The sequence below is a fragment of the Peribacillus sp. FSL H8-0477 genome, assembly GCF_038002765.1.
In the GTDB taxonomy this organism is placed as follows: Bacteria; Bacillota; Bacilli; order Bacillales; family DSM-1321; genus Peribacillus.
Genome location: NZ_JBBODE010000002.1, coordinates 1,594,135 through 1,619,742, shown reverse-complemented (window position 1 = coordinate 1,619,742; position 25,608 = coordinate 1,594,135). Strand labels below are relative to the sequence as shown.

29 protein-coding genes and 1 pseudogene are annotated in these 25,608 nt (G+C 34.6%); 13 read left to right on the top strand and 17 right to left on the bottom strand.

What is annotated here, in order from left to right:
• Nucleotides 1-10 precede the first annotated feature (10 nt).
• A complete protein-coding gene (locus MHI18_RS19625; protein ID WP_340849897.1) occupies nucleotides 11-1,396 on the bottom strand; it encodes an L-cystine transporter in 1,386 nt (461 codons plus the stop codon).
• 409 nt (nucleotides 1,397-1,805) lie between these two features.
• On the opposite strand from MHI18_RS19625, the gene MHI18_RS19620 reads away from it, so the two are divergent.
• From MHI18_RS19620 to MHI18_RS19605, 4 genes are read left to right on the top strand one after another with little or no spacing between them, the layout of a single operon-like run.
• Nucleotides 1,806-2,039 (top strand): helix-turn-helix transcriptional regulator, encoded by a 234-nt coding sequence (locus MHI18_RS19620; RefSeq protein ID WP_340849896.1) that lies wholly within the window; start codon nucleotides 1,806-1,808, stop codon nucleotides 2,037-2,039.
• Entirely contained in the window at nucleotides 2,036-2,392 is a 357-nt protein-coding gene (locus MHI18_RS19615; protein ID WP_340849894.1) for a DUF2178 domain-containing protein, read from the top strand. The genes MHI18_RS19620 and MHI18_RS19615 overlap by 4 nt, the downstream gene beginning before the upstream one ends.
• Nucleotides 2,393-2,413: 21 nt before the next feature.
• Nucleotides 2,414-3,283 (top strand): ABC transporter ATP-binding protein, encoded by an 870-nt coding sequence (locus MHI18_RS19610; RefSeq protein ID WP_340849892.1) that lies wholly within the window; start codon nucleotides 2,414-2,416, stop codon nucleotides 3,281-3,283.
• The gene (locus MHI18_RS19605; protein WP_340849890.1) at nucleotides 3,267-3,992 is read left to right on the top strand and encodes an ABC transporter permease; all 726 of its coding nucleotides are present in this window, start codon (nucleotides 3,267-3,269) and stop codon (nucleotides 3,990-3,992) included. Before MHI18_RS19610 ends, MHI18_RS19605 begins: the two co-directional genes overlap by 17 nt.
• 80 nt (nucleotides 3,993-4,072) lie before the next feature.
• Here the strand turns inward: MHI18_RS19605 and MHI18_RS19600 are convergent, their stop codons facing one another.
• Both MHI18_RS19600 and MHI18_RS19595 read right to left on the bottom strand, forming a co-directional pair.
• Nucleotides 4,073-4,612, bottom strand: a complete 540-nt coding sequence (locus MHI18_RS19600; protein WP_340849887.1) for a PadR family transcriptional regulator — start codon at nucleotides 4,610-4,612, stop codon at nucleotides 4,073-4,075.
• 53 nt (nucleotides 4,613-4,665) lie between these two features.
• Complete coding sequence (locus tag MHI18_RS19595) at nucleotides 4,666-5,829, bottom strand: YhgE/Pip domain-containing protein (RefSeq protein WP_340849885.1); 1,164 nt, start codon at nucleotides 5,827-5,829, stop codon at nucleotides 4,666-4,668.
• A 331-nt stretch (nucleotides 5,830-6,160) separates the two neighbouring features.
• Here MHI18_RS19595 and MHI18_RS19590 point away from each other — a divergent pair, with 331 nt between their 5' ends.
• Nucleotides 6,161-6,895: a glucose 1-dehydrogenase gene (locus tag MHI18_RS19590; RefSeq protein ID WP_340849884.1), complete on the top strand. Its 735-nt coding sequence runs from the start codon at nucleotides 6,161-6,163 to the stop codon at nucleotides 6,893-6,895.
• Between the two features lie 90 nt (nucleotides 6,896-6,985).
• Here the strand turns inward: MHI18_RS19590 and MHI18_RS19585 are convergent, their stop codons facing one another.
• Entirely contained in the window at nucleotides 6,986-7,336 is a 351-nt protein-coding gene (locus tag MHI18_RS19585; RefSeq protein WP_340849882.1) for a DUF4183 domain-containing protein, read from the bottom strand.
• A 142-nt stretch (nucleotides 7,337-7,478) separates the two neighbouring features.
• Here MHI18_RS19585 and MHI18_RS19580 point away from each other — a divergent pair, with 142 nt between their 5' ends.
• Entirely contained in the window at nucleotides 7,479-7,856 is a 378-nt protein-coding gene (locus MHI18_RS19580) for a DUF4183 domain-containing protein (protein ID WP_340849880.1), read from the top strand.
• A 113-nt stretch (nucleotides 7,857-7,969) separates the two neighbouring features.
• Here the strand turns inward: MHI18_RS19580 and MHI18_RS19575 are convergent, their stop codons facing one another.
• From MHI18_RS19575 to MHI18_RS19560, 4 genes are all read right to left on the bottom strand, one after another.
• Entirely contained in the window at nucleotides 7,970-8,854 is an 885-nt protein-coding gene (locus MHI18_RS19575; RefSeq protein WP_340849879.1) for a helix-turn-helix transcriptional regulator, read from the bottom strand.
• 268 nt (nucleotides 8,855-9,122) lie between these two features.
• On the bottom strand, nucleotides 9,123-9,896 hold the full coding sequence (locus tag MHI18_RS19570; RefSeq protein ID WP_340849877.1) for a GNAT family N-acetyltransferase: 774 nt from the start codon (nucleotides 9,894-9,896) through the stop codon (nucleotides 9,123-9,125).
• 124 nt (nucleotides 9,897-10,020) lie between these two features.
• The gene (locus MHI18_RS19565; RefSeq protein ID WP_340849875.1) at nucleotides 10,021-10,308 is read right to left on the bottom strand and encodes a CotD family spore coat protein; all 288 of its coding nucleotides are present in this window, start codon (nucleotides 10,306-10,308) and stop codon (nucleotides 10,021-10,023) included.
• 798 nt (nucleotides 10,309-11,106) lie between these two features.
• Nucleotides 11,107-11,241, bottom strand: coding sequence for a hypothetical protein (locus MHI18_RS19560; protein ID WP_340850351.1), 135 nt, complete (start codon nucleotides 11,239-11,241; stop codon nucleotides 11,107-11,109).
• A gap of 369 nt (nucleotides 11,242-11,610) precedes the next feature.
• Between MHI18_RS19560 and MHI18_RS19555 the strand changes: the two genes are divergently transcribed.
• Together MHI18_RS19555 and MHI18_RS19550 are read left to right on the top strand one after the other, a co-directional pair.
• Nucleotides 11,611-12,513, top strand: coding sequence for a PdaC/SigV domain-containing protein (locus MHI18_RS19555; RefSeq protein WP_340849872.1), 903 nt, complete (start codon nucleotides 11,611-11,613; stop codon nucleotides 12,511-12,513).
• Nucleotides 12,514-12,686: 173 nt separating this feature from the next.
• The gene (locus MHI18_RS19550; protein ID WP_340849871.1) at nucleotides 12,687-13,001 is read left to right on the top strand and encodes an iron-sulfur cluster biosynthesis family protein; all 315 of its coding nucleotides are present in this window, start codon (nucleotides 12,687-12,689) and stop codon (nucleotides 12,999-13,001) included.
• Between the two features lie 66 nt (nucleotides 13,002-13,067).
• Here MHI18_RS19550 and truA read toward each other — a convergent pair whose 3' ends face one another.
• Both truA and MHI18_RS19540 read right to left on the bottom strand, forming a co-directional pair.
• Entirely contained in the window at nucleotides 13,068-13,805 is a 738-nt protein-coding gene (truA, locus tag MHI18_RS19545; protein WP_340849868.1) for a tRNA pseudouridine(38-40) synthase TruA, read from the bottom strand.
• Between the two features lie 735 nt (nucleotides 13,806-14,540).
• Entirely contained in the window at nucleotides 14,541-14,903 is a 363-nt protein-coding gene (locus MHI18_RS19540; RefSeq protein ID WP_340849865.1) for a hypothetical protein, read from the bottom strand.
• Between the two features lie 244 nt (nucleotides 14,904-15,147).
• Between MHI18_RS19540 and MHI18_RS19535 the strand changes: the two genes are divergently transcribed.
• Nucleotides 15,148-15,576, top strand: coding sequence for a nucleoside 2-deoxyribosyltransferase (locus MHI18_RS19535; RefSeq protein WP_340849862.1), 429 nt, complete (start codon nucleotides 15,148-15,150; stop codon nucleotides 15,574-15,576).
• Nucleotides 15,577-16,087: 511 nt separating this feature from the next.
• Here the strand turns inward: MHI18_RS19535 and MHI18_RS19530 are convergent.
• On the bottom strand, nucleotides 16,088-16,633 hold the full coding sequence (locus tag MHI18_RS19530; protein WP_340849861.1) for a hypothetical protein: 546 nt from the start codon (nucleotides 16,631-16,633) through the stop codon (nucleotides 16,088-16,090).
• A gap of 515 nt (nucleotides 16,634-17,148) precedes the next feature.
• On the opposite strand from MHI18_RS19530, the gene MHI18_RS19525 reads away from it, so the two are divergent.
• A complete protein-coding gene (locus MHI18_RS19525; RefSeq protein WP_340849859.1) occupies nucleotides 17,149-17,583 on the top strand; it encodes a ferritin-like domain-containing protein in 435 nt (144 codons plus the stop codon).
• Between the two features lie 93 nt (nucleotides 17,584-17,676).
• On the opposite strand, the gene MHI18_RS19520 is transcribed toward MHI18_RS19525, so the two are convergent.
• On the bottom strand, nucleotides 17,677-18,102 hold the full coding sequence (locus MHI18_RS19520) for a DUF4275 family protein (RefSeq protein ID WP_340849856.1): 426 nt from the start codon (nucleotides 18,100-18,102) through the stop codon (nucleotides 17,677-17,679).
• A gap of 259 nt (nucleotides 18,103-18,361) precedes the next feature.
• Between MHI18_RS19520 and MHI18_RS19515 the strand changes: the two genes are divergently transcribed.
• Nucleotides 18,362-18,739, top strand: a complete 378-nt coding sequence (locus MHI18_RS19515; protein ID WP_340849854.1) for a PH domain-containing protein — start codon at nucleotides 18,362-18,364, stop codon at nucleotides 18,737-18,739.
• A gap of 245 nt (nucleotides 18,740-18,984) precedes the next feature.
• Here MHI18_RS19515 and MHI18_RS19510 read toward each other — a convergent pair whose 3' ends face one another.
• Nucleotides 18,985-19,611, bottom strand: a complete 627-nt coding sequence (locus tag MHI18_RS19510; protein ID WP_340849852.1) for a DUF3862 domain-containing protein — start codon at nucleotides 19,609-19,611, stop codon at nucleotides 18,985-18,987.
• Between the two features lie 406 nt (nucleotides 19,612-20,017).
• On the opposite strand from MHI18_RS19510, the pseudogene MHI18_RS19505 reads away from it, so the two are divergent.
• Nucleotides 20,018-20,062: pseudogene (locus MHI18_RS19505) on the top strand (hypothetical protein); the annotation flags it as partial.
• A 71-nt stretch (nucleotides 20,063-20,133) separates the two neighbouring features.
• Complete coding sequence (locus tag MHI18_RS19500) at nucleotides 20,134-20,274, top strand: hypothetical protein (protein WP_340850339.1); 141 nt, start codon at nucleotides 20,134-20,136, stop codon at nucleotides 20,272-20,274.
• 605 nt (nucleotides 20,275-20,879) lie between these two features.
• On the opposite strand, the gene glnA is transcribed toward MHI18_RS19500, so the two are convergent.
• The 4 genes from glnA to hflX form a co-directional block, all read right to left on the bottom strand.
• Nucleotides 20,880-22,214, bottom strand: coding sequence for a type I glutamate--ammonia ligase (gene glnA / locus MHI18_RS19495; protein WP_340849851.1), 1,335 nt, complete (start codon nucleotides 22,212-22,214; stop codon nucleotides 20,880-20,882).
• 44 nt (nucleotides 22,215-22,258) lie between these two features.
• Entirely contained in the window at nucleotides 22,259-22,663 is a 405-nt protein-coding gene (locus tag MHI18_RS19490; protein WP_040373165.1) for a MerR family transcriptional regulator, read from the bottom strand.
• Nucleotides 22,664-22,960: 297 nt separating this feature from the next.
• Nucleotides 22,961-24,232: a methionine gamma-lyase family protein gene (locus tag MHI18_RS19485; protein WP_340849846.1), complete on the bottom strand. Its 1,272-nt coding sequence runs from the start codon at nucleotides 24,230-24,232 to the stop codon at nucleotides 22,961-22,963.
• A gap of 14 nt (nucleotides 24,233-24,246) precedes the next feature.
• Nucleotides 24,247-25,506, bottom strand: coding sequence for a GTPase HflX (hflX, locus tag MHI18_RS19480; protein ID WP_340849844.1), 1,260 nt, complete (start codon nucleotides 25,504-25,506; stop codon nucleotides 24,247-24,249).
• Nucleotides 25,507-25,608 lie beyond the last annotated feature (102 nt).

The window sequence follows — 25,608 nt, the reverse complement described above, 5'->3', positions numbered from 1 at the left end:
TTTTTATATTTTACATATCAGCTTCAGCTTTTAATGAACCATCGCTGTACATCTCTTTATCTAAGTCACCTGTTACTTTACTGGTCAGGATTCCCGAAGTCATACTTCCGCTGACATTTAAAGCTGTTCTTCCCATATCAATCAACGGTTCAACTGAGATTAGCAGACCAGCTAAGGCGACTGGTAAGTTCATTGCAGATAACACTAAAATCGCGGCAAACGTTGCTCCTCCGCCTACTCCTGCAACCCCAAATGAACTGATTGCAACAATGATAATTAATGTTGCAATAAAAGATGGTGTCAATGGGTTGATTCCAACAGTTGGAGCAATCATCACAGCCAGCATCGCTGGGTAAATACCTGCACAGCCATTCTGACCTATTGAAAGTCCAAATGAACCAGCAAAGTTGGCAATCCCCTCAGACACGCCTAATTGTTTCTGTGTTTGTATATTTAACGGTAACGCCCCAGCACTAGTACGTGCGGTAAAAGCGAAAGATAGAACTGGAAAAGCTTTTCTGACATAGGTCACCGGATTTAATCCAGCGGCCAACAGTAATAATAGATGAATGCCGAACATAATCAGAAGGGCCACATAAGAAGCACCTACAAATTTACCTAATTTTAGAATGGCATCTAGATCACTAGTTGCAACAGTCTTCGTCATAATGGCTAAGATTCCATAAGGTGTCAAACGTAGAATCAATGTAACGACTCGCATTATAATACTGTGTAACGTGTCTACAATTTTCGCGAAAAATTCAGCTTGTTCCGGTTGTTTTCTTCTAACACCTAAATAAGCGATTCCCAAGAAGGCTGCAAAAATAACAACCGAAATAGTCGAGGTCGGGCGCGCTCCTGTTAAATCCAGGAATGGATTAGCAGGAATTAATTCTATAATTTGCTGCGGCATCGTTTTTTCTTGAATCGTTCCGTAAGATTCCGTAATTTGATCTCCACGACTAACTTCTGCATCACCCTGTTCGATTTGAACAGCTTCTAAGTTAAATACAGTAGCAGCCGTAATTCCTATAGCAGCTGCAATCCCAGTTGTAACGATTAATATCCCAATAATTAAGAAACTAATTTTACCGATATTACTCGTTAGTTTCAATCTAGTGAATGCAGACAATATTGAGATAAATACAAGCGGCATAACAATCATTTGCAGGAACTTAACGTATCCTGAACCAACTATGTTAAACCAGTCAGCCGATTGAACAATTGCATCTGAATTAGGTTCATAAAAATACTGTAAGAGAAGTCCAAATAAAATTCCTAATCCTAATGCCGTAAATACTCTTTTTGTAAACGAAACGTGTTTTCTATTCATATAGAACAAAACCGCTAAAAGAATAATCATAATAGCAATATTCAATAACACATAACCAATCATACTTAATCCCCCTAAATCCCGATTAAAGAAATCGGAATAATAAATACCTGAAAACTATCATACAACATAAGATAATTATTTACCACAAAAAAATCTGACAAAAACCATTTTGATAAATACCCTGAACATTCGTATGATTCCAGCAATTTATTTGCCGTTTCAGCGTCAAATTAACTTCACATTATATTCTGCCACTCTGCCACCTTGTTCATTCCAAGATGCCTCTAGGAATGCCTTCATCGGCCTATATGAATTTCCATTTGAGTATAAATACTCTCCATCGTATGTAAAATAGATTTCCATTTGTGTTTAAAAACCACGCCTTAAATATAATTAATTTTTAACATTGTATAAGTTTACTTTACTTTTAGAATAGATTGATTTATGTTTTTTTAAAGAGGTGATAAATATGAAGAAGGATTTTGGCGATTCGATATCAAATAAAGTCTACGAATATCGAGTACTTGCCAGAATGTCTCAGCAAGAATTGGCAGAAAAAGTTGGTGTCTCAAAACAAACCATCTTCGTAATGGAAAAAGGAAATTATGTACCTACGTTACTGCTTGCTTTTCGCATTGCCGATTTCTTTAAAGTGGATGTTACCGATATTTTTACTTATCTGAAAGGAGCCGATTCAAAATGAAAGATAATTCGATTACAGGAAAGATCACAGAAAAAATCTTTCATCCATTTAAAATTTGGGTGGAGGAATCCAACGATCATTGGAATATGATGCTTGTTGGCGGTTTAGGCCTGATAATCATCGGAGTAATACTTGTATTTGTATATAGAAGTAAGATAGGCAAAACTGACGAAAGAACAAGTTCAATCTACTTAAAGAGCACTTACATAATGTTTGCTGTAGTCATTTTATTAGACATGATTTTTCCGAAAGAATATATGTGGCAACTATTCTTTTTATTTAAGTATTCTCTAGCATTCATCGCTGGGGGAATCTATCTAGCTATTCGATATAAAAAAGATTTCCTAAATTAAAAGAGGAAAGGAGATTAGTAAATGCTGATAAAATCAGTTACTAAAAAATATGGAGAATCTGTCGTTCTAAAAGAACTATCTTTTGATTTTAAAAAAGGGGAAATCGTTGGTCTAATTGGTCGTAATGGCGCGGGGAAAAGCACACTTATGAAGGTGATTACGCAAATCATTCAGACTTTCGATGGAACTGTTGAATGTAACAGTTCCGTCGGATACTTGATTGAAGAACCCAAACTATTCAATAATATGACTGGATTAGCCCATTTGTCCTATTTCTCAAAAATCTATGGGAATACCTTCAAGTTTAGTGAATACGAAGAGCTTCTAAAGGGTCTTCAATTAGTTGATGTATTAAATAAAAAGGTGAAGGAATACTCCCTGGGAATGAAGCAAAAATTAGGGGTAGTCATCAGTCTTTTGAATAAGCCAAATTATGTCGTATTAGATGAACCGACAAACAGCATGGATATAGAAACATCCCTCGAGGTATTACAACAATTAAAAAAATTATCAAAAGAGTGGAATGTTGGAATCTTAATTTCCAGCCATAAGTTAGAAGATATTGAAACCATATGTGATCGAGTCTTTATATTAGAAAAAGGCACCATTCGAGAAGAAGAACAATTTAACAACAAAAGACTGAATATTCTAAAACTATCATTTGCTAATGCTACTGAATTAGCAATGTTTATCGAACATCAAATGTTTGGAGACATCATTCATTCAAATGAAAGCACACTCCAAATTGAAACAACTGCTGAAAATACTGAAATTATTAATTTTCTTAATCAATTGGGAGTAAGGTTAGTTGATTTTACTGCAGAAAAGAAAACGCTTCGTAATGTGTATATGTCTAAACTTAGAGGCGAATATCATGATTCTAAATATTAAACATTATGTTAGTTACAATATGGGTGAACTATTTAAGAAGGGCCATTTAGCTGTGGGAATATTAGCAGGATTAGGACCCGCACTAATCATGGTTTATTTTATCCTAGAGGGAAATACCTCGTTTGGGATAAAACATGTCTCAAACTTTTATTGCATGTTGGGCATGCTTGCAGCTGTATTGCACCCACTTTACTTTGTTAATAGAGATTATTCATCTAAGACAATCTCTTTGATTAACAACTCAAAGCAAAACAGAAAGAACTATGTACTAGCCAATATCTATATTTCACTACTCGTGAGTTTCCTCTATGCAACAGTAGGATTATTGATGATTCTAGCTGCAAGTCACCTCGGAGTACCGGGAGATTTAACGGTGCCCTTCCTTCTTGGATTCTTTACCAACGTCTTCCTTCTAGTGTTAACTTATTTTTTATTCGTATATGTTTTAATATTACATGGGATTCGGAGTGCTGCAGTATATGTTATTTTGACAGCTTCATTACTTTTCGTTCATAATATTTTGTCAAATGTGGTAATAGGTACTGATAATAAATTTCTTTCCAGTCTAATTGAAAACTTTCCTGGTTACTTCTATCCAGTCATGGTTGGTTCAAACCCCCTTTCTCCTCTACAATACTTTATTGGTATTTTAAGCTTACTCATACTATTTGCACTTGTTCTCAGCAAAAGTAGAAAAATTGAAATATAGGCTACTCAGAAGGTTCCCTATTCATAGATGATTCTTCGACATAAAACCCCAGCTCCTTTGAAAGGAGCTGGGGTCTATTCTTATATTTTCTTTTCTTGAATCTGTTTAATTAACTCTTCAAGCCAATAAATTGTATGCTCCGATTTACTTGAATAGTAGCCTTGAAGATAATTCAAAAAGTTTTCTTTCACTTGGTCTTTCCGAATTTGTTTTTCAAAATCCAAGATATATTCTCGGCGAGTCCTGAATTCTTTTAGGTTTTTTTCTAGTATCTTTACTACCTGATCACGATCCACATGCTTGATATAGGCAAGTCCTACCAACATATCACTAATAGAAACAGCATTCTCAAACAACTTGTAGATTTTTTTTGGTAATTCTTCACGGCCTTTATTTGTAATTCCAAACACTTGTTTATCCGGTCTATGGTCTTCTTTTATGACTTCTACTGTTTCAATGAACCCATGTTTTGCTAAGGAATCGAAATGGTAATACAGTTTGCTTTCTGTCAGTCCACCAAATTCATCAAATGGAATCGGATGGGAAAGCAGTTTTTTTAGTTTATAAGGATAATTGTTACCTTCTATCAGTTTGCACAATATAAAAACTTGTATGGACATTCTTTACGCTCCTTCAAGAAGAATTATCCTTATTATAGCAAACTAACCATCATTTAAGCAGCATCTGTTTCAATCGCTTGAATCTCTACTGGTTCTTTTTTGTGAACAAATGCAACGATAAGAATATTGATGAGCATCGCACCTAGACCGACAGCAACCATAGACCATAGATATGGACTTGGACTAATGCTGCTATAAAGATTTGCATAGTATGCCTGCACTGAATAATACATTGGTGAGATGTAGCTCATCCATTCATATGGTGCATACATCATATCCCGTGTAATTGTGGCTCCATTTGCAATGGTTTGTGTTAATAAAATTGGAATATTTAAAACCATACCGCCATCACCAACTAAGAAAATCAAAATAGCTGTGAAATTGAAACAGACCATATAGTTTAAAATTTGTTGACCTAACGTACTAAAGAATAGATCTCCGCTTGGATCATTAACTAAATAAGTTATGCCTAGCGCAACCAATGACGAAATAACGGCAATCAATATCGCAGTTAATTGTACATACATGAATAAACGTGTTTTGCTCGCTTTTACACGGCTTTGTCTAAATGAAGATATTAATTGCATCGCACCGATCATGGCTCCAACATATCCTGCCATCGTTAAGAACATCGGCAGCATATTGTTATGCATACCATCTGGTACTTCATTGATAGTCACGATATTTCCTGCATAAGCTGTTTCAATTTGTTTTGCCATATCAGCAGCTTGATCTTCAGGTAAATTAAAGTTCATTAATACGCCCTGAGCTGTTTGCTGAGAGAATTGGGCACTCAACTGGTTGTTAATTTCTGCAACAATTGACGTCATTGAAGAAGATACAACAGTTGCCCCTGCTTCATTAATAGTAAAGTCGATACTAGATGATGTTTCGCCGTTTTGCATATCCGCTGAGAATGTTTTCGGGATGTGTACGACTAACGCTAAATCATTTTTATTTAACTCTTTTAATGCTTGTTTATTGGTTATATCCGTTTGTATTTCTTTAAACGGTAAGTTTTCTTGTAATTGGCTGGCTATCTTCTCTCCGTATTCTCCAGCATCATCGTTGACGATGGCAATCGGCAATTTGTCGATATTACCTGGAATTGCGGTATAACCTGGCAGGAATATGCCTAGCATACAAAGGCAATAGAATATCCCCATGAATATGGCAGCAATTGCACCTTGTGTTTTCAAGAATTGAGTAAATTTCATTTGTTGCATCCATCCTAACTAAAGATTCATTTTAATCAAACTACTTTAATATAACTACTTTAATTAAAGTACTTTAATTGATTTCATTAGTATACGTTAATCTATTCATTATGTAAACAAAAAATATAGACCCTATTAAATGGACTTTTTCTGGATATACTATACAGATGATGATTCTTGTCTATGAAAAAGATTGGAACAAATTTACCGTGGTCTAACTCTTGTCGTGTATTCCCTTTTTCTTTCTTCTTGTTAAAGTTGAACAAATGGGATAGAATATACCTGCACATATTGATAGTTAAACTATCAAATTCAAAAAAGAGGTGTTAGTATGGAAAGATTACTTAATAAAGTGGCAATTGTTACCGGTGCAGCAGGCGGTATGGGAGCTTCTCATGCTCGTAAATTTGTAGAAGAGGGCGCAAAAGTTGTCCTAACTGATTTAAACGAACAAGCAGGTACAGCTCTTGCAAATGAGCTTGGGGAAAATGCTATGTTTATTAAACAAGATGTAACAAGTCAGGCAGATTGGGAAAACGTCGTTTCTGAAACAGAAAAGGCATTTGGACCTGTAAATATTTTAGTAAATAATGCTGGTATCAGTTTGAACAACTCTATTGAAGAAACTTCTTTAGATCAATATTTAAAAATCGTCAATATCAACCAAGTATCAGTATTCTTAGGAATGAAAACTGTCGTATCATCAATGAAGAAAACAGAAAACGGATCAATCGTTAATATTTCTTCTATGAATGGTTTAGTAGCTGGAGCTATCGGCTATACAGATACAAAATTTGCTGTTCGTGGGATGACAAAAGCAGCGGCCATTGATTTTTCTAGATATGGCATTCGCGTTAACTCTGTACACCCAGGTGTAATTGAAACACCAATGATTACAACAGGCGATGCTGTGGAAGTCATTAAGGAATTTGCAAAACATATTCCTCTTAAACGTGTTGCACAGTCAGAAGAAATAACAAATCTGGTTTTATTCCTAGCTTCTGAAGAATCAAGCTATTCTACAGGTTCTGAATTCGTAGCTGATGGTGGTTTAACAGCTCAATAATGTAAACAAACGACTGGTTGTCTCTTTTGAGGACAACCAGTTTTTTTCGATTTTTCGCTTTTTTATTTAAAAAGTTTACATCAATTAATTTCATACTATAAACATCTGCAGGATGACTGGCGCTCCTTTTGGCGGTACGTCTAATGTGTTTAGCTTAATTACTCCCCTTTGGACATCGTAACTTTCTTTAGGTTGTAACACTCCATTTACAAAAAGATTCATGTACGAAACATCGTTTGGATCTAAAATTTCTTGTTTGCCTAATTCCTTAACACCATCCGCTTCTTTAAATACTCTGCAATGTCCATCTGAAATTGAGTAATACTCATAGACTTTCACTTTTTTAGGAAGGCGATAACGAACCTCTTCTGAAGGTATAATGGGGATGGTTAGAAACGGACTTGATAAATTATTTATAGTATTTCTACTTTTATTTAACAATTCCCTTTCACCCCCAAAAGTTATTGATTCCTCTATATTTTATAAGTTAGTACTTAAAATGTGCTTTCGGCAACTGCACAAATGTCTATGCATACCAATATTTTTTCCATAGTATATAAAAACTTAGAAAAGGGGTTTTTATATGCCGCTTCAAATAATGAAACTTGCTATTACTGCCGTTTCAACTGTTAATACGTTTCCTTCAGTCGAAAGGTTCTTTACTGAAGCTGGTGCCACAACTGGTGCAGGCACTTTAATAATTGCAGTTGAAGAATTCTGGACTGACACAGGAGCAGCAGCAGCTACACTTCCTATTTTAGCAGCAGATAATAGTTACTTTAATGTTTATATAAATGGTGTGCTGCAAATGGATGCCTTGTTAGCGTATACTCCTGGTGGGACAGGTGTCGGTCAATTAGTCATTACAGTACCTGCTGGTTCAACTATTCAAGAAGGTACTCCAGTTGTTTTAGCCGTTACTAATTTCATCCCAACAAGCGACACTACCATTATCACTTAACTTATTTAAGCTTCTACTACTTATTCAGGGATATTTTCTACCACATTTATTCCTGAATGGTATCCTTCCGTCGATTGATTTTCATTTGTACATATTATTCCTGCTCTTACCGGTTACTCTTCAAATGATAAATTTGTTGGTTCCTCTATAAGATCATCACCAGCGAAATCAATATGAGTCGTTGGTGTATTTTTATCAACTTCCATAAATTTTAATTCATCAATCCATACATGCCCCTTCCCGGACAGCAGTACTCCGAACGAAATCACTGCGCTATTTTCAGGTACATCTAGAACAATAGAATAATGATTCCAATCCGTATCATTAACGATAGGGCGGTCACCCATATTATCAAATTGCAAAACATCTTGTAGCGCATTATCTACTCTCATCCAAAATCCACAAAATCCATCGATATCCTTTGCTTTTAAAAACCCGGAGAGCTTTATCCTTTTATTGAGGTACTTATCTGCTTTAAATTCTTGCATCATCGTTGCAAATTCCCCTTGAGATTGTACAGTAACTGATTTTAAAAATCCCGAACCCTTTCCTTTATTAAAAATTTCCCGATCAATTCCCATCTGGTAATTAAAAGGATGACTCCCGCTTAAATGCCACCCCTTCAGCGATTGTTCATTTTTCAACTTTGTTCCCTCCTTTTGTAAGATCACTTTCCCTATAACTTTACGGTATTGTCCTGGTGGTAATTGATAATATTTTTTAAAAGAACGGGTAAATGACTCTTGTGTTTCAAAACGATAATAAAAGGCGATGTCTATTATCCTTTCATCCGTATAAAGTAACATATGAGCTGAATTAGCAATTCTTCGATATCGTGTATATTCAGAAACAGACAACCCAACCTCTTTTTGAAAAAGACGATGAAAATGAAACTTTGAAAACCCAGCTGCATGAGCAATATCTTCTAAAGACAACTCTTCTTGCAAATGGTTCTCAACATATTCAATCGTTTTTTGTATAATGTGGCTGCAGCTCATTTCTACACCTCCTTAAACACAAGATAACATACTAAAACACAGTTTTTTTGACATTTATTGCTATAATAAATAGCATTATGTCATTAAATCTTCTAAATTATTTGTGGAAGATGCTTTCTTCCAAATCTCCCTCCTCTCAGCATAAATTCAAAATATACTATGCTGATTTTTGCAAGTAGATTGTGATGCCCTTTCGTAATTGCATTTTTTTCATTATTCAGGAATTAAAGACCCATGCTAACAATGCTTTTTAGATAGAATTGGATATTTATATAAAAATAGAATATTGCACAGGATTTACAAACCCCAAATTCCTTGCTAATTTTATTGATGATTTATTTCCAATGTCACAATCCCAACGTGGGATTATATGATTTTCGAGGCAGTGATTAATAAAGGCAGTAGCTATAATAGAAGCTAATCCTTGACCTCTATACTCTTTATGAGTTGCAATATCCATTTCTGAGTAATCATGTGAAGAAAAAATAGACGTACATTCGCTTACTACTTTGCCGTTATGGAGGATGCAGTAACCAAATCCATTTTTTCTGAAATTAGATACAGTTCCCCAGTATTCTTTATAATAATCTTCATTAAATTCCGTGCTATTTACTAGCAATTCTTCATCAATTCTCCTTATGGAATACTCCTTGGCCAATACCTTATCAGCCATTTGTTTCTTACTTTCATAATTAAAAGAAAATCTGCTCATCTGCTTAACATTATTTTTAAACCGATCTTTAATTATACAATCCCAGTTTTCATTTGAAGAAAATAAAGTAAATCGTAAATTTTTCTTTTTTCTTTGACTATATAAATCAAAAAGACAATCATTAAAATGGTGATTGTCCTCATTGCCTATAACGAAAAAAACACCAGATTCTGTTCCAATCAATACTGTCCTAGAAGTACTGGAGTCCGCATAAACTGTACCACAAATATACTGATTCAATACGGAAAGAACAAAAGTTGGAAGTATCTTTACTCTATCTTCTAATCCTATTCTTACTTTTTCAAAATCATTTTCATTAAGGATGATCATTATTTTGCCCTCTTCTCTATTTCCTTCTTTATGAATATCCTACCAAATTAATTCAGAATGTTAAGTCTTTTTTAAAACAAAAAAGCACTTATCCCAATTATGGATAAGTGCCTTTATCATTAATCTATCTATTCCAAAACGGTCTACAGTTTGAATTATTATTTACGTTAGTTCCGCAATCATAATTTTCTACTATTGTTTCTTCCACAGTGCGTTCAGTTACTGGAAAGTAATTTTCATTTCTAATAATTGTTCTGTTTACATTCACAATTTCAGTAGGATGTATATTTCTAACCACTCGTTGATTAGTAGTTGTATTAACTACTGTTTGTGAAGGATTTACGATAACCTCTTCATTTTGTCCGTTACAACCATTACCTCTATAATTATTACTATTTCTATTTCTCCCCATAAGTAATTCCACCTTTTCTTTTATTTCCTTACAAAGTAGTATATGTAAGCAGCTAAGAACTTGTCCTAGTCAAACAACTTATCTTTTCTGAAATAAGAATTCATATACTTGCTTGGTTCAAAAAGGCGAAAGTCTACCTATGTAAAATAAGCAGAAAACACATGCAAAGCGGTCTCTAAGACAGTCTGCATGCGTTTCTAATATTGTATTTCAACCTTCTAAAGATTTTTACCCATCATTTTTCCAAAAAGGAATTGTAAAAAGGGAACTTATTTTGATTAACTTATTAGTAATAAAATTCCCCATCTGCTTATGGTTCCATAATAACGTTGTTTACTACGTTAATATAAGAAAAACATAGGAAAATTATAGTCTTCCTATGCTCAGACTGTAGACAAACACGGATGAGATTTAAAATCGAGATGTTGATTTCCATTACAGGCGCTTCGCTTTCTGCGGGGTCTCACCTGTCCCGCTGTTCCCGCAGGAGTCTTCACGCCAACACTCCCATCAACCGTCTTTCTAAAGTTAATCTGGATAAAACCTTGCGATTGAAAGGGCTATCCTAGAACAAATTCAGCAGGACACAAGTGATTTAAAAAGCGGATACTGTGTCAATAAATAACCATAAAATAATAGCAATCCTATTAAAAGCCATGCTCTGCCTCGATAAGCTAGAAAACATCCATGAAATATGTTCAAAGTACCAAAAGAGGTTCGGAATGAAACCATTCCGAACCCCTTTTGTCTACAAACTGAACATAGGAAAATTATAGTCTTCCTATGTTTTCATTCATATTATATATCTGTTTGTTTTTGCTTCTTTTTCAAATACTCCGCACGGATTTTTTCAAGTTGCTTCTTTTTATCAAATTTGGCAGGCGTCTGTTTTTCATGAAACTTTGTCACAGCTGCCTGACCTTTGGTATCCAAATGATATTTTCCCACTTTGTTCACCTACTTTTCTTTCTCAAAAAGAATCTATTCATCCATATAATATACCTTATTTTACTGAAATAAACCTTAATACTTTTTTAGTGCACTGTTCACTATGCATATATCAGAAAAACACTAACTCCTTGTCCCCCGTCTCAATGGGTTCTATGACAATTGCCTGATAAATACAAATGTTTCTTACCAGCTTATCTCAAAAGGAGGAAGTTAGAGTGAGCAAGGAAAATCAAAAGGCCTGAACTATACTGTTGTTTTGCACCAATAAATTTTCGTAAAGGATTATACTTTATCAAGAGAATTAACTCCTATATAATGTAAAATATAAATACATTTTTTGGAGGTTACTTAATGAAATCATTTAGAATAATAAAAATAGCTTTTTCATTTTCTTTGCTTTTTACATTGTTAATATGCAGTTTTTATGGAAGCCCAACAGTAGAAGCAGCTGCGTTAAAAACAGCATTTGTAACTACCAGTACTAATACTCCTCTCAATGTAAGAAGCGGAGCCGGAACAAACTTTAAGTCAATTGGTGCTTTAAAGAGTGGAAGTAATGTTAACGTTTATTCTAAAACGTCAACTGGATGGTCAGAAATTCGTTATAAAAGTAAAAAAGCCTATGTATCAACAAAATATTTGACATTTTATACAGGTGTTAAAGTAACGAAACATCATTATAAAGCCATCAAGGACCTTGCCTATGCACAAGTTTCAGGAATGAAAAATAAAAAGGTTGAGGATAAAATTAATCAAACATTATTCAATGATGCAAAAGCATCGTACAACACTTATTTGAAAATAAAAGCAGATGCTAAAGAGGATAAAAAAAGTGGAGCATGCCAAAAATTGATGTGTGATTACGAATATTTCACGGCTTATAAAGTGAACTATAACGACGGATCAAAACTAAGTATTTTATCCAAAAATTATGCATATACAGGCGGGGCACATGGGATAGGATATGCTGAATCCTTTAACTTTAATATTAATAACGGAAAACAGATAAAAATCAGTAATGTCCTTACGTCAAAATCAAAAATGAATTCCGTACAAAAATATGCTTATACGTATATGAAAAATAGAGAACCATTTAAGTACTTTGTTACCAAATCAAGTGATGTAAAAATAAATAAAGATTCCCAGTTTTATTATAATCGTAATGGTATAACCTTGGTTTTCCAAGAGTACGAGGTAGCATCCTATGCAGATGGAAACCCAACTGTTACAGTCCCCTATTCAGTTTACAAATAATCAAACACGTGAAGGGATAACTCCTTTCACGTTTTCCCCATTCATAAGAAAAGCTTGCGTTGTGTAGACATTCTCCCTCCTTATTCTTAAAAATCACCGAATACATGAGCTTATAAAAAATTGGGTATAGGAATAGATAAAGCTCGAGATAAATTTAATAGGAGTGTGATTAAATGAACATTATAATCAAAAAAGAAGCAGTCGATCAACTTAATAAAGTGGATTATAAAGAGAACGAGGGCATCCGAATAGAAGCTATTTTTCTTGCAAGCTGTTCGATTTACGTGGAACACGAACTAAAAATTGACAATCAGAACGAAGATGATGAAAAATTCATAATAGATGGGATCCCTGTCTTAATATCAAGCGAATCTAAAAAACATCTTCCAGATAACATCTATCTTAACTACAATGAAAAACTAGGATACAGACTATATTCAGATGAAGAAACATTAAGATACAATCTCCAATTAAAAAGAGTAAATTAAATACAGTAAAAAACGCTGAAACATTGTACAAACAATGTTTCAGCGTTTTTTTATGAACAAAGAAAATTAAAAATCAACATTTTCTAAATATAACCCTGCTGGATCCGCCATACGGCCCGTTTGGACTCTTTCTTTTGATTCTAAGATACTTGGGATCTTTGCAGCATCGATTTCACCTAAACCAACTTCGATTAATGTACCAACAATTTTTCTCACCATATTATAAAGAAAACCATTCCCCCGCACTCTAATTTCAAGGAAGCCCCCAATTTCTTCGATCTCAATAGTATAGATCTCGCGTACCATAGATTTTTTCTTAGACTTTGCATTTGAATAAGATGTAAAATCATGTGTACCTATAAAATATTGACAGGCTTCGTTCATACTAGGGATATTCAAAGGTTCCTCAACATGCATACTGTATTTCCGCATGAAAGGATTAGTATATTGCTCATTCCAAATCTTATACAAATAAGTTTTATCCTTCGCATTATAACGGGCATGAAAACGTTCAGGAACCAATTCAACGTCTACAATGCTAATGTCTTGGGGTAAATATCTATTTAAGTAATTCATGACTTCAGATTCAGTTGCATTTCCATCCATCTTAAAATTAGCGATTTGGGCAAGTGCATGCACACCTGAATCAGTTCTGCTGCAACCAAAAATTTCAATTGATTCCCCTGCCATTTCTGTTAATACGCTTTCAATTTTTCCTTGAATCGTATTATCACTATTACCGAGCCGTTGCCAGCCCTGATAGCGTCCACCATCATATTGAATGGTCAATTTATAATTATTCATTGTTTCCTCCTAAAAGATCATAAAGTACAAGCCGCTCGAATTCTTGCTGTGTGGGGAACAAATGATTTTCACCTAATTAACCAAGATCACTCCACAAGATGTTAACATGCTTACGTGCTCCCTTGTTCAAGTTCACGAACAAATTTTTAAAGACCTATTTTATGTAAAGATCATCCTTTTAGTTTAGGGGTTTCCATACTATTTCCTAACAACCAAAATAAAAAGCACTTCAGCATAGTGTACCAAAGCAGCTATCATCATGCAAAGAACACACTATTCATAAGATTCCAAAACATATTTTTAAAACTCTAATACGTTTTGAAACTAAATAAACCTTTTCCTTTCAAATGTTATTTTCCAACCTTTCTAATTTTACCTACAATCACTTAATTAAAAATATTACAAAAAAAGGAATTCTATATAAACAAATTTCCTTTTATGAAGGATAGGGGTGAGTAAATGCATTCTAACCTAATCATGAATAGTATTGTATTCTTTTAGTAATTAGTAAACTTTTATACTCTGAACAACTTTCACATATAACTACTGGATTCGGAGGATTACTATGTTTTATGATTCATTGTATTTAGCCTTTTTTAGACCTTTTCGAAAAAAGTAAACGGTCAGGAACCCTCCTTCCCCTCTTGAATTTACCAAGCAGAGTTTCTCTTATCTAGAGATAAACTGGACTTCGTTTCCCCTGCAAAACTCAAGTAAGCTAATTAACTGGTAGGTTTAGTTAATATTCATCTCGTAGATAAGCCATTTGGAATTTTGTAATTGAATGGTTACCTCCCATTTATTTTCATTGCTATGCTCTCCATTATTAAAAGTAGTTGTAAATCCAACTATGGCTTTTCTATCTTCTTTTTTAATCATGTGTATATTTGTAAATTCGAGGTCTCCGATTGTTAATAAATTATTAATATCCTTATCTCCATTAGGGAAATTTTCCTTCAAATAACTTTCCGCAAATAATTGTTTAAAGAGTTGGATATCCTTTTCATCATAGGCTTTTTGAAAACTTTTTACCGTTCCTTCTGGTGACAAGTTAGGGGGCTTTTCAACTGTAAAGTTAAGAAAGACCATTGCTAACACTAGGAAAGAAAAGATTATTATTAGGTTCTTTTTCATAGTTCTCCTTAATCTATATCAACATATTAATTAACTAATTATACCATATTGATAATTATCAGGGCGATAATGTGAAACCTTACATACTAATCTTGCGTTTTATCTATATCTTTATATACAAGAGGAGGATCCGAGGGTTATTATATGTTTGACCGAACTAATTTGGTTTGATCATAAAAATAAACTTGCATAATGGAGGAAAGACAACATGGCGAAAATTTACCTAGCTTCACCATTTTTTAACGAAGAACAATTGAAACATGTTTCCAAAGCGGAACAGGTGTTACGTGACTTAGGACATACTGTATTTTCACCGAGAGAAAATCAGTTGCCTGAGGTTGAATTCGGTTCGTTTGAATGGCGTACATTCGTATTCAAGAATGATTTAGAACACATCAAATGGGCAGATATTACTTTTGGAATTATAGGCGATAACTATGATGATACAGGTACTGCATGGGAACTGGGTGCCTCTTATATTTTAGGTAAACCTGTTCTGTTATTCAGCCCAACCGGCGAGATCATTAACCTTATGATTACGGACAGCCTGCATGCTTATTTTGAAGACTGGAATGACGTTGAAAACTACGACTTTGCTACACTACCTATTAAACCGTACTTAAAAGCAGTTAAGTAAAGTATAAACTGATTACCCATACATACGTTTAGCTAATTTACCTTTTTGACATTCTAAATACCCCTTACTCATTTTGAGTAAGGGGTATTAGGTATTTATTCAAGAATAGCTTGTGTTTGATTTATTTACTCGTTACTTTTTTGGTCTCTGAAGGATTTCTAATTTAACTGATTCTTCCTGGCATATAAGTAGAAATTTATCGTTTTATGTAAAAATCATTCATCATGATGATGGGTACTACTACTTTTACTACTACCCCTCACATGACTCCTTGAGTCCCCAGATACTGCTTCAGAATTAGATTCACCCTTATTTTTAAATAACATTTTCATGATACCTGAAACAACAACTAAACATAGTCCAACAAGTATCCAGCCTTTATACTGGACTAGCCACTCCACGGAAATTCACCTCTAAACTGTTATATAATGCTCAATAATTATACATCAGTTTAATTAATATTAATACGTTTTGTGAAATTAGAAAGAAAGACTAAAAGAGAGAAGTATATTTACGATCTAAAATACTCAATTAGTACAAAACCCACATAATCTGTTTTAACTGGATATTTACTGCGATAGTAACAATCCCAATAACTTACTATTTGACTTTCAATTGTATTATAAAATCCAGCATTTTCTCCAATGAATTCTTGGATTATACCTTTATCAAGATTACCTATGTTATCTTTTATCACTTGTAAGATTTCAATTACGTACTCACCTGTCAGTCGCATTAAATAAGGAACTATCCAATTGTATTCACTGCAATGATGAATTATCTTTTTTAAATTTTCTTCTCTAACATAACCAACGTTATGCCTTGTAAATAAACAATTTAATATTATTTGTTGTCTATCTGTTAATGAATTATTTTGCGATAAAGATGTTTCATCATAGTAAATACGCTCGGGAATATTTAACGTACTTCCTTTATAATGAACCTCAAAACAGTTTGAGAATCTGATTTTTCGGTTCATCATATCCAACACTCTTAATGTATCTTCCTTTAATTCTTTGGGAAACGCTTTTACTAATTCATATTTTTCATCTGACATATTTTCACCAACTTTACTATACTCTCTTTTGTAAAGATCAGAACATGCCCTAACTTTAACAGATACATTATACTAAAGAATGCTTCTTTTCTGATACCCTATTATGCTCGTCTATGGAATCTTAGACATCTTTTTAATTCCTTCAGCCCCAATAAAACTTCCAGCCATTCCTAGTAATACACTTGTATAAATTATTTTGACCACATAGTAAATACCTGTACCCGCTATAAGATCTATGATTAAAAACTTTTTAATTGATGATGCTTTAATTGTATAAAATACAATTTCTTTTTGTGTAATAATTAGTTATCACATACCTTCATTTTATTCATTTATAAAGATATGTTAAAAGTAGGTTGTCATAGTCTTCATATGAGTGGCTTATGATTTTATTTGTTAAAGAGTAACTTTAGTGCTAATAGAAAAATTGGATTCTATCCAAGCAATAAATTTCAATTCAATAATTTTCACTTTAAAAGGCATAATAATGTTATTACTTTAAAGGGGTGATCTAATTGGATCAGCAACAAACGATTAAGACACTGAACAAATTTCTACAGGGCCAATACATGGGCATTCACGCCTACGAACACTTTATAAAGCACCTGCAGCATTCCTCATTAAAAGACTCGTTCATTTCAATCCAGAAAGATCAAAAAAACCATGCAGCCATTATTTCAGAAAGAATTCAGAATCTAGGCGGTACACCTGTAACGAGTGAAGGCATAGTTGGAAAAGTGGAAGGAGCAATTGGGAAGGTATTTAAAAAGGAAAATACAGAAGAAGAAATTATCAAACATGCTATTAAAGGAGAAAATCTATATGGTATAAAAATGACCGAAGAATTAGTAAGAGATAAATTGGATGAAGAAAGTCTAAGTATAGTCCATAAAATTCTTGACAAGGATCGGGAACACGTAGATTACCTAAAGTCTCTACTGCATTCTTAGAAGTAATTTTTCCTTATTTGAAAGTACGATTTTGATAAAAAAGTCGTACTTCCCCATCACTATCTGTGTAAACTAAGATATCTGTTCCTTAAGTCACAATCTACTAAAATAAGGACCACACTCTATTTCATGTGTTTTAACATAAGTCCATTTCAATTCTTTATCTACAACATAAACGTCTTCTTCATTTGACAGATCATCAGCGGTAAACTTAGATGCATTCTCAAGAATTAACGCATCATCTGAGTGTTGATAAAAAACATAACAAGTATTCTTTAGTTCATTATTAAATTCTTTTTCTGCCTTTTCTTCTTTTAAATGATCCCTTTTTTCCCAGCTAAACACATGCCATAAATAACCACATCCAATACGATCATCATAAAGATAAATTGACTTTTTTTCTTCATAACTAATATGGTTAGCAAACTTACTTTCCCACTGCTGACGTAAATAAGCTCCCCATTTTGGTATTTCCGTTACTTTAACTTTTTTATTTTTAAGTATATCTACTAGTTCCATTTAATCCCTCCTAATACGTTAATTTTTCTTCATTCTTTCACACTTTACCGATTCTTTCTATTCTATATTAATTTGAATGAAATCAAACGCATATTACAGGTACAAACGTACAACCTAGATGTGAGCTATATAGTTGAGGAATAAAAATAAAAAGTCATGTTACTATGCGCTTTTAAAATTAGATTACTTCACCTATCATAAACTAAGAGAATTTTAATACGCTGAAAATATGGACACAAACGATCAAGGAGGAAAGAAGATGGGATTCTTGAATGGCATGCTAGGAAATGCAAGTACATTAAGTAAAGAAGAGGCATCAAAAGATTTAGAGCAAATTTTAACTAATGGTGAAGAAATTGACGTTGCTTTTAAGCTGATCAGAGATTTAATTGTCTTTACGGACAAACGTCTTCTTTTAGTGGATAAGCAAGGACTTACTGGAAAAAAAGTCGAATACCATTCCATTCCTTTTAAGAGTATTTCTCATTTTAGTGTAGAAACTGCCGGACACTTTGATTTAGATGCTGAATTGAAAATTTGGATCTCTGGAGCCCAATTACCAGCTATATCGAAACAATTTAAAAAAGATAAAAGTATTTATGATATTCAAAAAGTTTTAGCTGCAGTCTGCGTATAAGTATTATGTAAATCCCTCTCCAAGTGCACCTCAAAAGTTAAATTTGGACTCTACCTTTTGGGGTGGTTTATTATGGCTATATATCTTGGTATTTAAACATGGCTCTATAGGGCTGGTGTATTCAGAGGTTTTTATTCCGATGAAAATGAGGAAAAACGAACCGGTGTTGACAACATGTAATAAGATGTATATCTAATACATAACAAAGCCCCTACTCTTTATTGAGTAAGGGCTGATTAATTTGTTTATTCAAGTCCGAATTGTGATTTGTTTTGTAGTTTATTACCTTGGAACATTAGAGAAACACTTGATGCAAGTTTATCACCAGTATATGAATACATTACTGTATGAGCACTTGAACCCTTTTCACCTGATTCAGAAATTATTTCTCCTTCTCCGCCAACTATTGATACAACTTCTTCAAGAGTCATTCCGTTTTTGATTTCATTAAATTGATCAAGAGTAATCTCAACATCAGAACCACCGCCAAGACCTACCTGAGCTTTATTTATCAATTTTCCCCCTTGGAACATCATGTTTGAGTTGGACATAAAACCATCAGTTTCAAATTCATACATTATTGTGTGTAAGTCTGTTCCTTCTTCACCAGTTTCAGAAATTACTGTTCCCTTAGATCCAACTATATTAACTACTTCTTCATAACTCATGCCTTCTTTAATTTTACCGAACTTTTCTTTTGTTAAAGAACCTTTTTTATCTTCTTTAGATTTATCTTTTGACTCTGTTGAATTATTAATCGAAGTATCATCAGTAGATGTGTCATCTCCACCACTTGTTGCAACCGCGATTATAATTATTACTACAATTAATCCTATAAAACCTAAACACCCAAATTTTAAAAATTTCTTCATATGTAATACCTCCTATATGTTATATAGGTATATTATTACACATAAAAACATTAATTTGGGCAGTTTTCTAAAAAAACCATTTATCACCTACAGTTTATCTACGTATCCATTAAATATAAAAAATGATTAAAATTGGTAGTTATCCATTACATTGCTTTATTATAAATAAAACCTCTACTCAATGAGAGGAAGGGCTGATTTATTATAATTCTGAGCTTGTTGGGATAAAGGATTATTTCGTTACAATGATGATGAGTAATATAATAGTAACCACTTAAACTAAACTACAATTCCAGTACCATTTTTATTGATAAATAAAATTAAAATATATCGATTTTTCACCTTCTTGTGCAAAAGTGAAATGAAAGAATAATCTAAAGGTGGATTTAAGACTAAAAAGGAGGCTAAAAATTCAGCTAAACTTGAGGAAATTAAACTTTCTAATGATTAGAATTGGACAGGGCAGATACTCAGTTACAGTTCTATCTACGTAAATGGTTGTTGGAATACAAAAAGGATAATGTGAGGAAAAACACTTATATATTACATGAACGTAATGTAGAAAAACACATCATCCCCTATTTCAAGAATATATTTCTCAAGGATTCAACACCGTTACGCTACCAAAAAGTTTTTAAATCATCTTGCAAAGCAAGGTTATAGCAAGCGTACTGTGCAAATTGATTTCAAGGATAATATATTACTGTTGGATTTTCAAGCTAAAGATGGGGACCTCTTTTCGGATAAGCTAAGACATATGAATCGAACCGTAAAGTTAAAATGAGTGATTCATTAGATAAAGAGTTGTACAGGCATATGGATTATCTAAACACCCTGGGGACTGTATATATTTATATTTTTGAACATGAGTTAGATTAGGTGGTCTATAGAGAAAATGGCGATTATCTGCCGAAGAGTACCTTATTTAATGCTTTCAATAGAATCAATAAGATATCCGGATTAGAAAAGTTACCTATCTACGGCTAAAGACATACCATGCTGTTCTAGTATTAGAATCAGGAGCTAGGATAAGAAAGACTTGGACATAAAAATATAACCATCACATCTGACGTGTATGTTCATATCTCTGATCAGATAGAAAACACATCAGTGGATGATTATAATGAATACATGAAAAATCTCATGAGTTAATTTTTTTGCTAAATTTGGTGGTCAAAAAGTGGTCAAATGTAGCGACATTACATTAAAGTGTTTTTGACCACCAAATTATTTTCAACTAAACCGTTGGTATGACTAGGTTCTAAGAATTAATACATGCTCATATATTGTTCGCGTTCCCATGGGTGTACTTGCGTTCTAAACATATCCCATTCGATTTCTTTCGCTTCGACGAAGTGTTCTAGGATGTGATCGCCAAGTGCGGAAGACATTATTGGGTCAGCTTTTAAAGTTTCTAGTGCTGCGTATAGTGTTGCTGGAAGGTCAACGATGCCTTCTTCTTCGCGTTCTTCTTTAGTCATAACATAGATGTTACGGTCAACTGGTGCTGGCGGTGTTAATTCGTTTTTAATGCCGTCAAGGCCTGCTTTAAGAAGAACTGCAAGTGCTAGGTACGGATTCGCTGCTGGATCGACGCTGCGTACTTCAACGCGTGTTGAGATGCCGCGTGATGCAGGAATACGAACTAGCGGTGAACGGTTTTTAGATGACCAAGCCACATAACATGGTGCTTCGTATCCAGGTACTAGACGTTTGTATGAGTTAACAGTTGGGTTTGTGATCGCTGTAAAGCTTGGTGCATGCTTAATGATACCAGCGATAAATTGTTCAGCTGTTTTGCTTAGTTCTTGTTTTCCATCTTTATCGTAGAATGCATTTTCATTTCCTTTGAATAGGGAAACGTTACAGTGCATGCCTGATCCGTTTACACCAAACAATGGTTTTGGCATGAATGTCGCATGCAGACCATGCTTACGAGCGATTGTTTTAACCACTAATTTAAACGTTTGGATATTATCACAAGCAGAGATAGCATCTGCATATTTGAAATCAATTTCGTGTTGTCCAGGAGCTACTTCATGGTGTGACGCTTCAATTTCAAAGCCCATTTCTTCCAGCTCAAGTACGATATCACGACGGCAGTTTTCACCAAGATCGGTTGGAGCTAAATCAAAGTATCCACCTTTATCGTTAAGTTCTAGAGTTGGTTCACCATTAGCATCTAGTTTGAAGAGGAAGAATTCCGGTTCAGGTCCTAAGTTGAAATTAGTGAAACCAAGGTCTTTTGCTTCTTGTAGAATTCGTTTAAGGTTTGCACGTGGATCTCCATCAAAAGGTGTACCATCTGTGTTATAGATGTCACAGATTAAGCGAGCTACTTTCCCTTTTTCAGATGTCCAAGGGAAGATTACCCATGTACTTAAGTCAGGATATAAATACATATCTGATTCTTCGATACGTACAAATCCTTCGATAGATGAACCATCAAACATCATTTTATTATCGAGAGCTTTTTCTAATTGGCTTACTGGAATTTCAACGTTCTTAATTGTTCCAAGAATATCCGTAAATTGAAGACGAATATACTTTACGTTTTCTTCTTTCGCTAAACGAGTGATATCTTCACGTGTATACTTTGCCATTTTTCAAATTCCCCCTAGATAGTTGTTTAATAGTTATTAATATTTTAATGGAAAAAACGTGACATGTCTCCTTGACGAAGTGATGTACGATTCTTCCCACCTTGTAAAAGTTCGGCACGAAGCAGCTTGCGTAACTCTACATCTGTAAGGTCACGTCTTATTTTTTCAGCTTGCTTGATCGTTTCTGTTTCCACTTCAACTTCTTCTTTTACGGAAAAAATTTTTTTGATACCAGCCAAGTTAATTCCTTGTTCTAATAGATCTTTCACTTCTAGTAATCGATCGATGTCATTTAAAGAGAATAACCGGCGGTTGCCTTCCGTTCTCATAGGAGTAATTAATTGATGCTCTTCGTAATAACGAATTTGGCGCGCGGACAACTCTGTCAGCTGCATCACAATTCCGATTGAAAAAAGAGGCATCGAACGCCGAATATTGTTGCCGCTCATCCTAGCATCCTCCTTCATTACCTATATTGTTTTCTTATAATTCTATCTTATTCTATGTAAGATAATATGTCAACGAAATGTTATGTTTTCTAACACAAAATTTCTCATTGCCTCTTACTCTCTTATTAATTCCCTGTAGCATAAGGTTCAAACAAGTAAATCCCTAACTCTAATTGAAAATAAAGGAACCAATACCACCTTCTTTCCACAAATTCTAAAAGAAAGTATTTTAAATACTCATTACAATTTTTTAATAACATCCAAAAAATGACGTGCGGATATCCGCACGTCATCATATTAACCTACTGTGATTAAATTTTTCGATAGTAAAGAATCTACCGCTGTCAAGACAGCGATTTTAACATGCTCATAGGTTAAACCACCTTGTACATAAGCCACAAATGGCGCACGAGTTGGGCCATCTGCAGTCAGTTCAATGCTGGCTCCTTGAATAAATGTTCCTGCAGCCATAATGACATCATCTTCGTAACCAGGCATATAAGCTGGGTATGGAGTAACGTGCGAATTAACCGGTGATGAATATTGAATCGCTTGGCAGAAGGCTACCATTTTATCTTGGTCATCGAATTGGACCGATTGAATTAAATCGGTTCGGTAAGCATCCCATTTCGGGTAAGTATTCATGCCAAGCATTTCTAACAAAGCGGAGGTGAAAACAGCTCCTTTTAATGCTTGTCCGACTACATGCGGTGCCAAGAAAAAGCCCTGGTACATTTCTTGAAGGCTATATAACGACGCCCCTGCTTCCGCTCCAATTCCTGGTGAGGTTAATCGGTACGAGCAAGCTTCGACAAATGGCTGTTTGCCGACAATATATCCACCCGTTTTCACTATGCCGCCGCCCGGGTTTTTAATTAATGATCCTGCCATGAGATCTGCTCCTACATGGCATGGTTCTTGTTCTTCAACAAATTCACCGTAACAATTATCAACAAAAACAACTAATTCAGGGTTAATTTCTTTTACAAACTTAATCATTTCCTCAATTTCAGCAATCGTGAACGATGGACGCGTTGCATATCCTTTAGAACGCTGAATCCCAATCATCTTCGTTTTCGGCGTAATGGCCTTTTTCACCTTATCAAAATCGACTTTTCCTGCTTCGGTTAACGCAACAGAATCATAGCCGATTTTGAATTCTTTCAACGAACCAGTTCCTTTACCGCGAATCCCCACAATTTCCTCAAGGGTGTCATAAGGGGTCCCCGTGATATACAAAAGATCATCATCTGGACGAAGAATTCCAAATAAAGCAATGGAGATCGCGTGTGTGCCGGAAATAATTTGCGGACGCACTAGCCCTGCCTCACCGCCTAATACTTCTGCATAGATACTTTCAAGCGTATCCCGTCCATTGTCATCATAGCCATATCCAGTAGATGGGGTAAAATGAAAATCGCTTACTTGATGATTTTGGAAGCTCTTTAAGACACGAAATTGATTCGACTCCATACGCTCTTCTATTTTTTTATAAATTGGAGCTGCTTTTGTTTCTGCCTCTACCGCCAATTTTTTAAGTATTTCGCCGTTCTGTAAATATTGATACATCAAATTTTTCCCCTTTATTTTGTATAATTCCCAAGTTGTCCTGTCAGTGGGTGATCGACTAAGCAAAATCCTTTGCATTCATACCGTTCATGTTCTTCATCAAAAATGAGCGAGCGTAAAATCGTTTCATTTTTTAACTGTGAAAGTAATTTTCCTTCCGTTCCTGGGAGGTAAATATGATAGGGCTCCATTTCTTCAATCACTTTTTCTTCTATTTTAGCTAGTATTACCTGTATATCTCTTTCATCATAGCTGCTCACCATTAAGGACTGCCCTTTTCCTTTAGATGCACGTAAAAAGTCGATATGGGTTAAATCCTTCTTATTATAGAGGGTCATCTGCGGTATTTGACTGGCATCTATTTCCGTTAATAAATCATTTACCGTTTTTTCATGATTAAAATAGTCAGGATTGGATGAATCCACAACATGCAGCAGATAATCGGCTTGACTGACTTCCTCAAGTGTCGAACGGAATGCTGCGACTAGTGAGGTTGGAAGATCTTGAATAAACCCAACGGTATCTGTTAGTAACACAGTAAACCCGCTTGGGAGAATCGCTTTTCGTGTCATGGGATCAAGTGTAGCAAATAAAAGGTTTTGTTCTAGCGAATCTGCTTCTGTTAACCGGTTAAATAATGTCGATTTCCCGGCATTGGTATACCCTACAATCGCAATTTGGAAGGCTTTATTTCGTTTTCTCCGCTCACGATAACGTTCGCGGTGCTTAACCACGCCCTGCAGCAATCCTTTAATATCATCAATTTTACGACGGATATGACGACGATCTGTTTCAAGCTTCGTTTCTCCAGGCCCTCTCGTACCAATACCGCCGCCAAGTCTTGACAGTTCTGTCCCCTGTCCAACGAGTCTAGGAAGCATATACTGTAGTTGCGCCAGCTCGACTTGCATCTTTCCTTCTCTTGACTGCGCACGCATCGCAAAAATATCAAGGATCAGCTGCGTCCTATCAATAATTCGTGCTTCAAACTCCCGTGAAAGATTTCGAATCTGACTTGGTGACAATTCATCGTTAAAAATAAACAAATCGGGTTCGAACTCTTCTTCAATCTGTTTAAGCTCCTCAACCTTGCCTTTTCCTATGTATGTAGATGGATGTACTCGATCACGCTTTTGTGTGACCACAAGCAAGACCTCTCCATTTGCAGTTGTTGTTAATGACGCCAATTCATCTAGTGAATACTGATAACGAGTATCATCTTCTCTTGTTTGACAGCCTACTAAAATAACCTTTTCTCTGTCTTTTTGTTCCAATTCATTCACCATCCTTATTTGCAGCTTTTTTCATCATACCAAATAAATGAAACGAACAAAACAATACCAGGTTAATCGCCAGAGAAACTTTCCTACTTTCTC

Coding starts and splice junctions, on each gene's coding strand:
- MHI18_RS19515 (WP_340849854.1), top strand. CDS start 18,362: ATGGGATTCTTGAATGGCATGCTAGGAAATGCAAGTACATTAAGTAAA.
- MHI18_RS19625 (WP_340849897.1), bottom strand. CDS start 1,396: ATGATTGGTTATGTGTTATTGAATATTGCTATTATGATTATTCTTTTA.
- MHI18_RS19600 (WP_340849887.1), bottom strand. CDS start 4,612: ATGTCCATACAAGTTTTTATATTGTGCAAACTGATAGAAGGTAACAAT.
- MHI18_RS19605 (WP_340849890.1), top strand. CDS start 3,267: ATGATTCTAAATATTAAACATTATGTTAGTTACAATATGGGTGAACTA.
- MHI18_RS19530 (WP_340849861.1), bottom strand. CDS start 16,633: ATGTCAGATGAAAAATATGAATTAGTAAAAGCGTTTCCCAAAGAATTA.
- MHI18_RS19595 (WP_340849885.1), bottom strand. CDS start 5,829: ATGAAATTTACTCAATTCTTGAAAACACAAGGTGCAATTGCTGCCATA.
- MHI18_RS19590 (WP_340849884.1), top strand. CDS start 6,161: ATGGAAAGATTACTTAATAAAGTGGCAATTGTTACCGGTGCAGCAGGC.
- MHI18_RS19610 (WP_340849892.1), top strand. CDS start 2,414: ATGCTGATAAAATCAGTTACTAAAAAATATGGAGAATCTGTCGTTCTA.
- glnA (WP_340849851.1), bottom strand. CDS start 22,214: ATGGCAAAGTATACACGTGAAGATATCACTCGTTTAGCGAAAGAAGAA.
- MHI18_RS19520 (WP_340849856.1), bottom strand. CDS start 18,102: ATGGAACTAGTAGATATACTTAAAAATAAAAAAGTTAAAGTAACGGAA.
- MHI18_RS19620 (WP_340849896.1), top strand. CDS start 1,806: ATGAAGAAGGATTTTGGCGATTCGATATCAAATAAAGTCTACGAATAT.
- MHI18_RS19615 (WP_340849894.1), top strand. CDS start 2,036: ATGAAAGATAATTCGATTACAGGAAAGATCACAGAAAAAATCTTTCAT.
- MHI18_RS19555 (WP_340849872.1), top strand. CDS start 11,611: ATGAAATCATTTAGAATAATAAAAATAGCTTTTTCATTTTCTTTGCTT.
- MHI18_RS19490 (WP_040373165.1), bottom strand. CDS start 22,663: ATGAGCGGCAACAATATTCGGCGTTCGATGCCTCTTTTTTCAATCGGA.
- MHI18_RS19570 (WP_340849877.1), bottom strand. CDS start 9,896: ATGATCATCCTTAATGAAAATGATTTTGAAAAAGTAAGAATAGGATTA.
- truA (WP_340849868.1), bottom strand. CDS start 13,805: ATGAATAATTATAAATTGACCATTCAATATGATGGTGGACGCTATCAG.
- MHI18_RS19550 (WP_340849871.1), top strand. CDS start 12,687: ATGAACATTATAATCAAAAAAGAAGCAGTCGATCAACTTAATAAAGTG.
- MHI18_RS19575 (WP_340849879.1), bottom strand. CDS start 8,854: ATGAGCTGCAGCCACATTATACAAAAAACGATTGAATATGTTGAGAAC.
- MHI18_RS19565 (WP_340849875.1), bottom strand. CDS start 10,308: ATGGGGAGAAATAGAAATAGTAATAATTATAGAGGTAATGGTTGTAAC.
- MHI18_RS19510 (WP_340849852.1), bottom strand. CDS start 19,611: ATGAAGAAATTTTTAAAATTTGGGTGTTTAGGTTTTATAGGATTAATT.
- MHI18_RS19485 (WP_340849846.1), bottom strand. CDS start 24,232: ATGTATCAATATTTACAGAACGGCGAAATACTTAAAAAATTGGCGGTA.
- MHI18_RS19535 (WP_340849862.1), top strand. CDS start 15,148: ATGGCGAAAATTTACCTAGCTTCACCATTTTTTAACGAAGAACAATTG.
- MHI18_RS19580 (WP_340849880.1), top strand. CDS start 7,479: ATGCCGCTTCAAATAATGAAACTTGCTATTACTGCCGTTTCAACTGTT.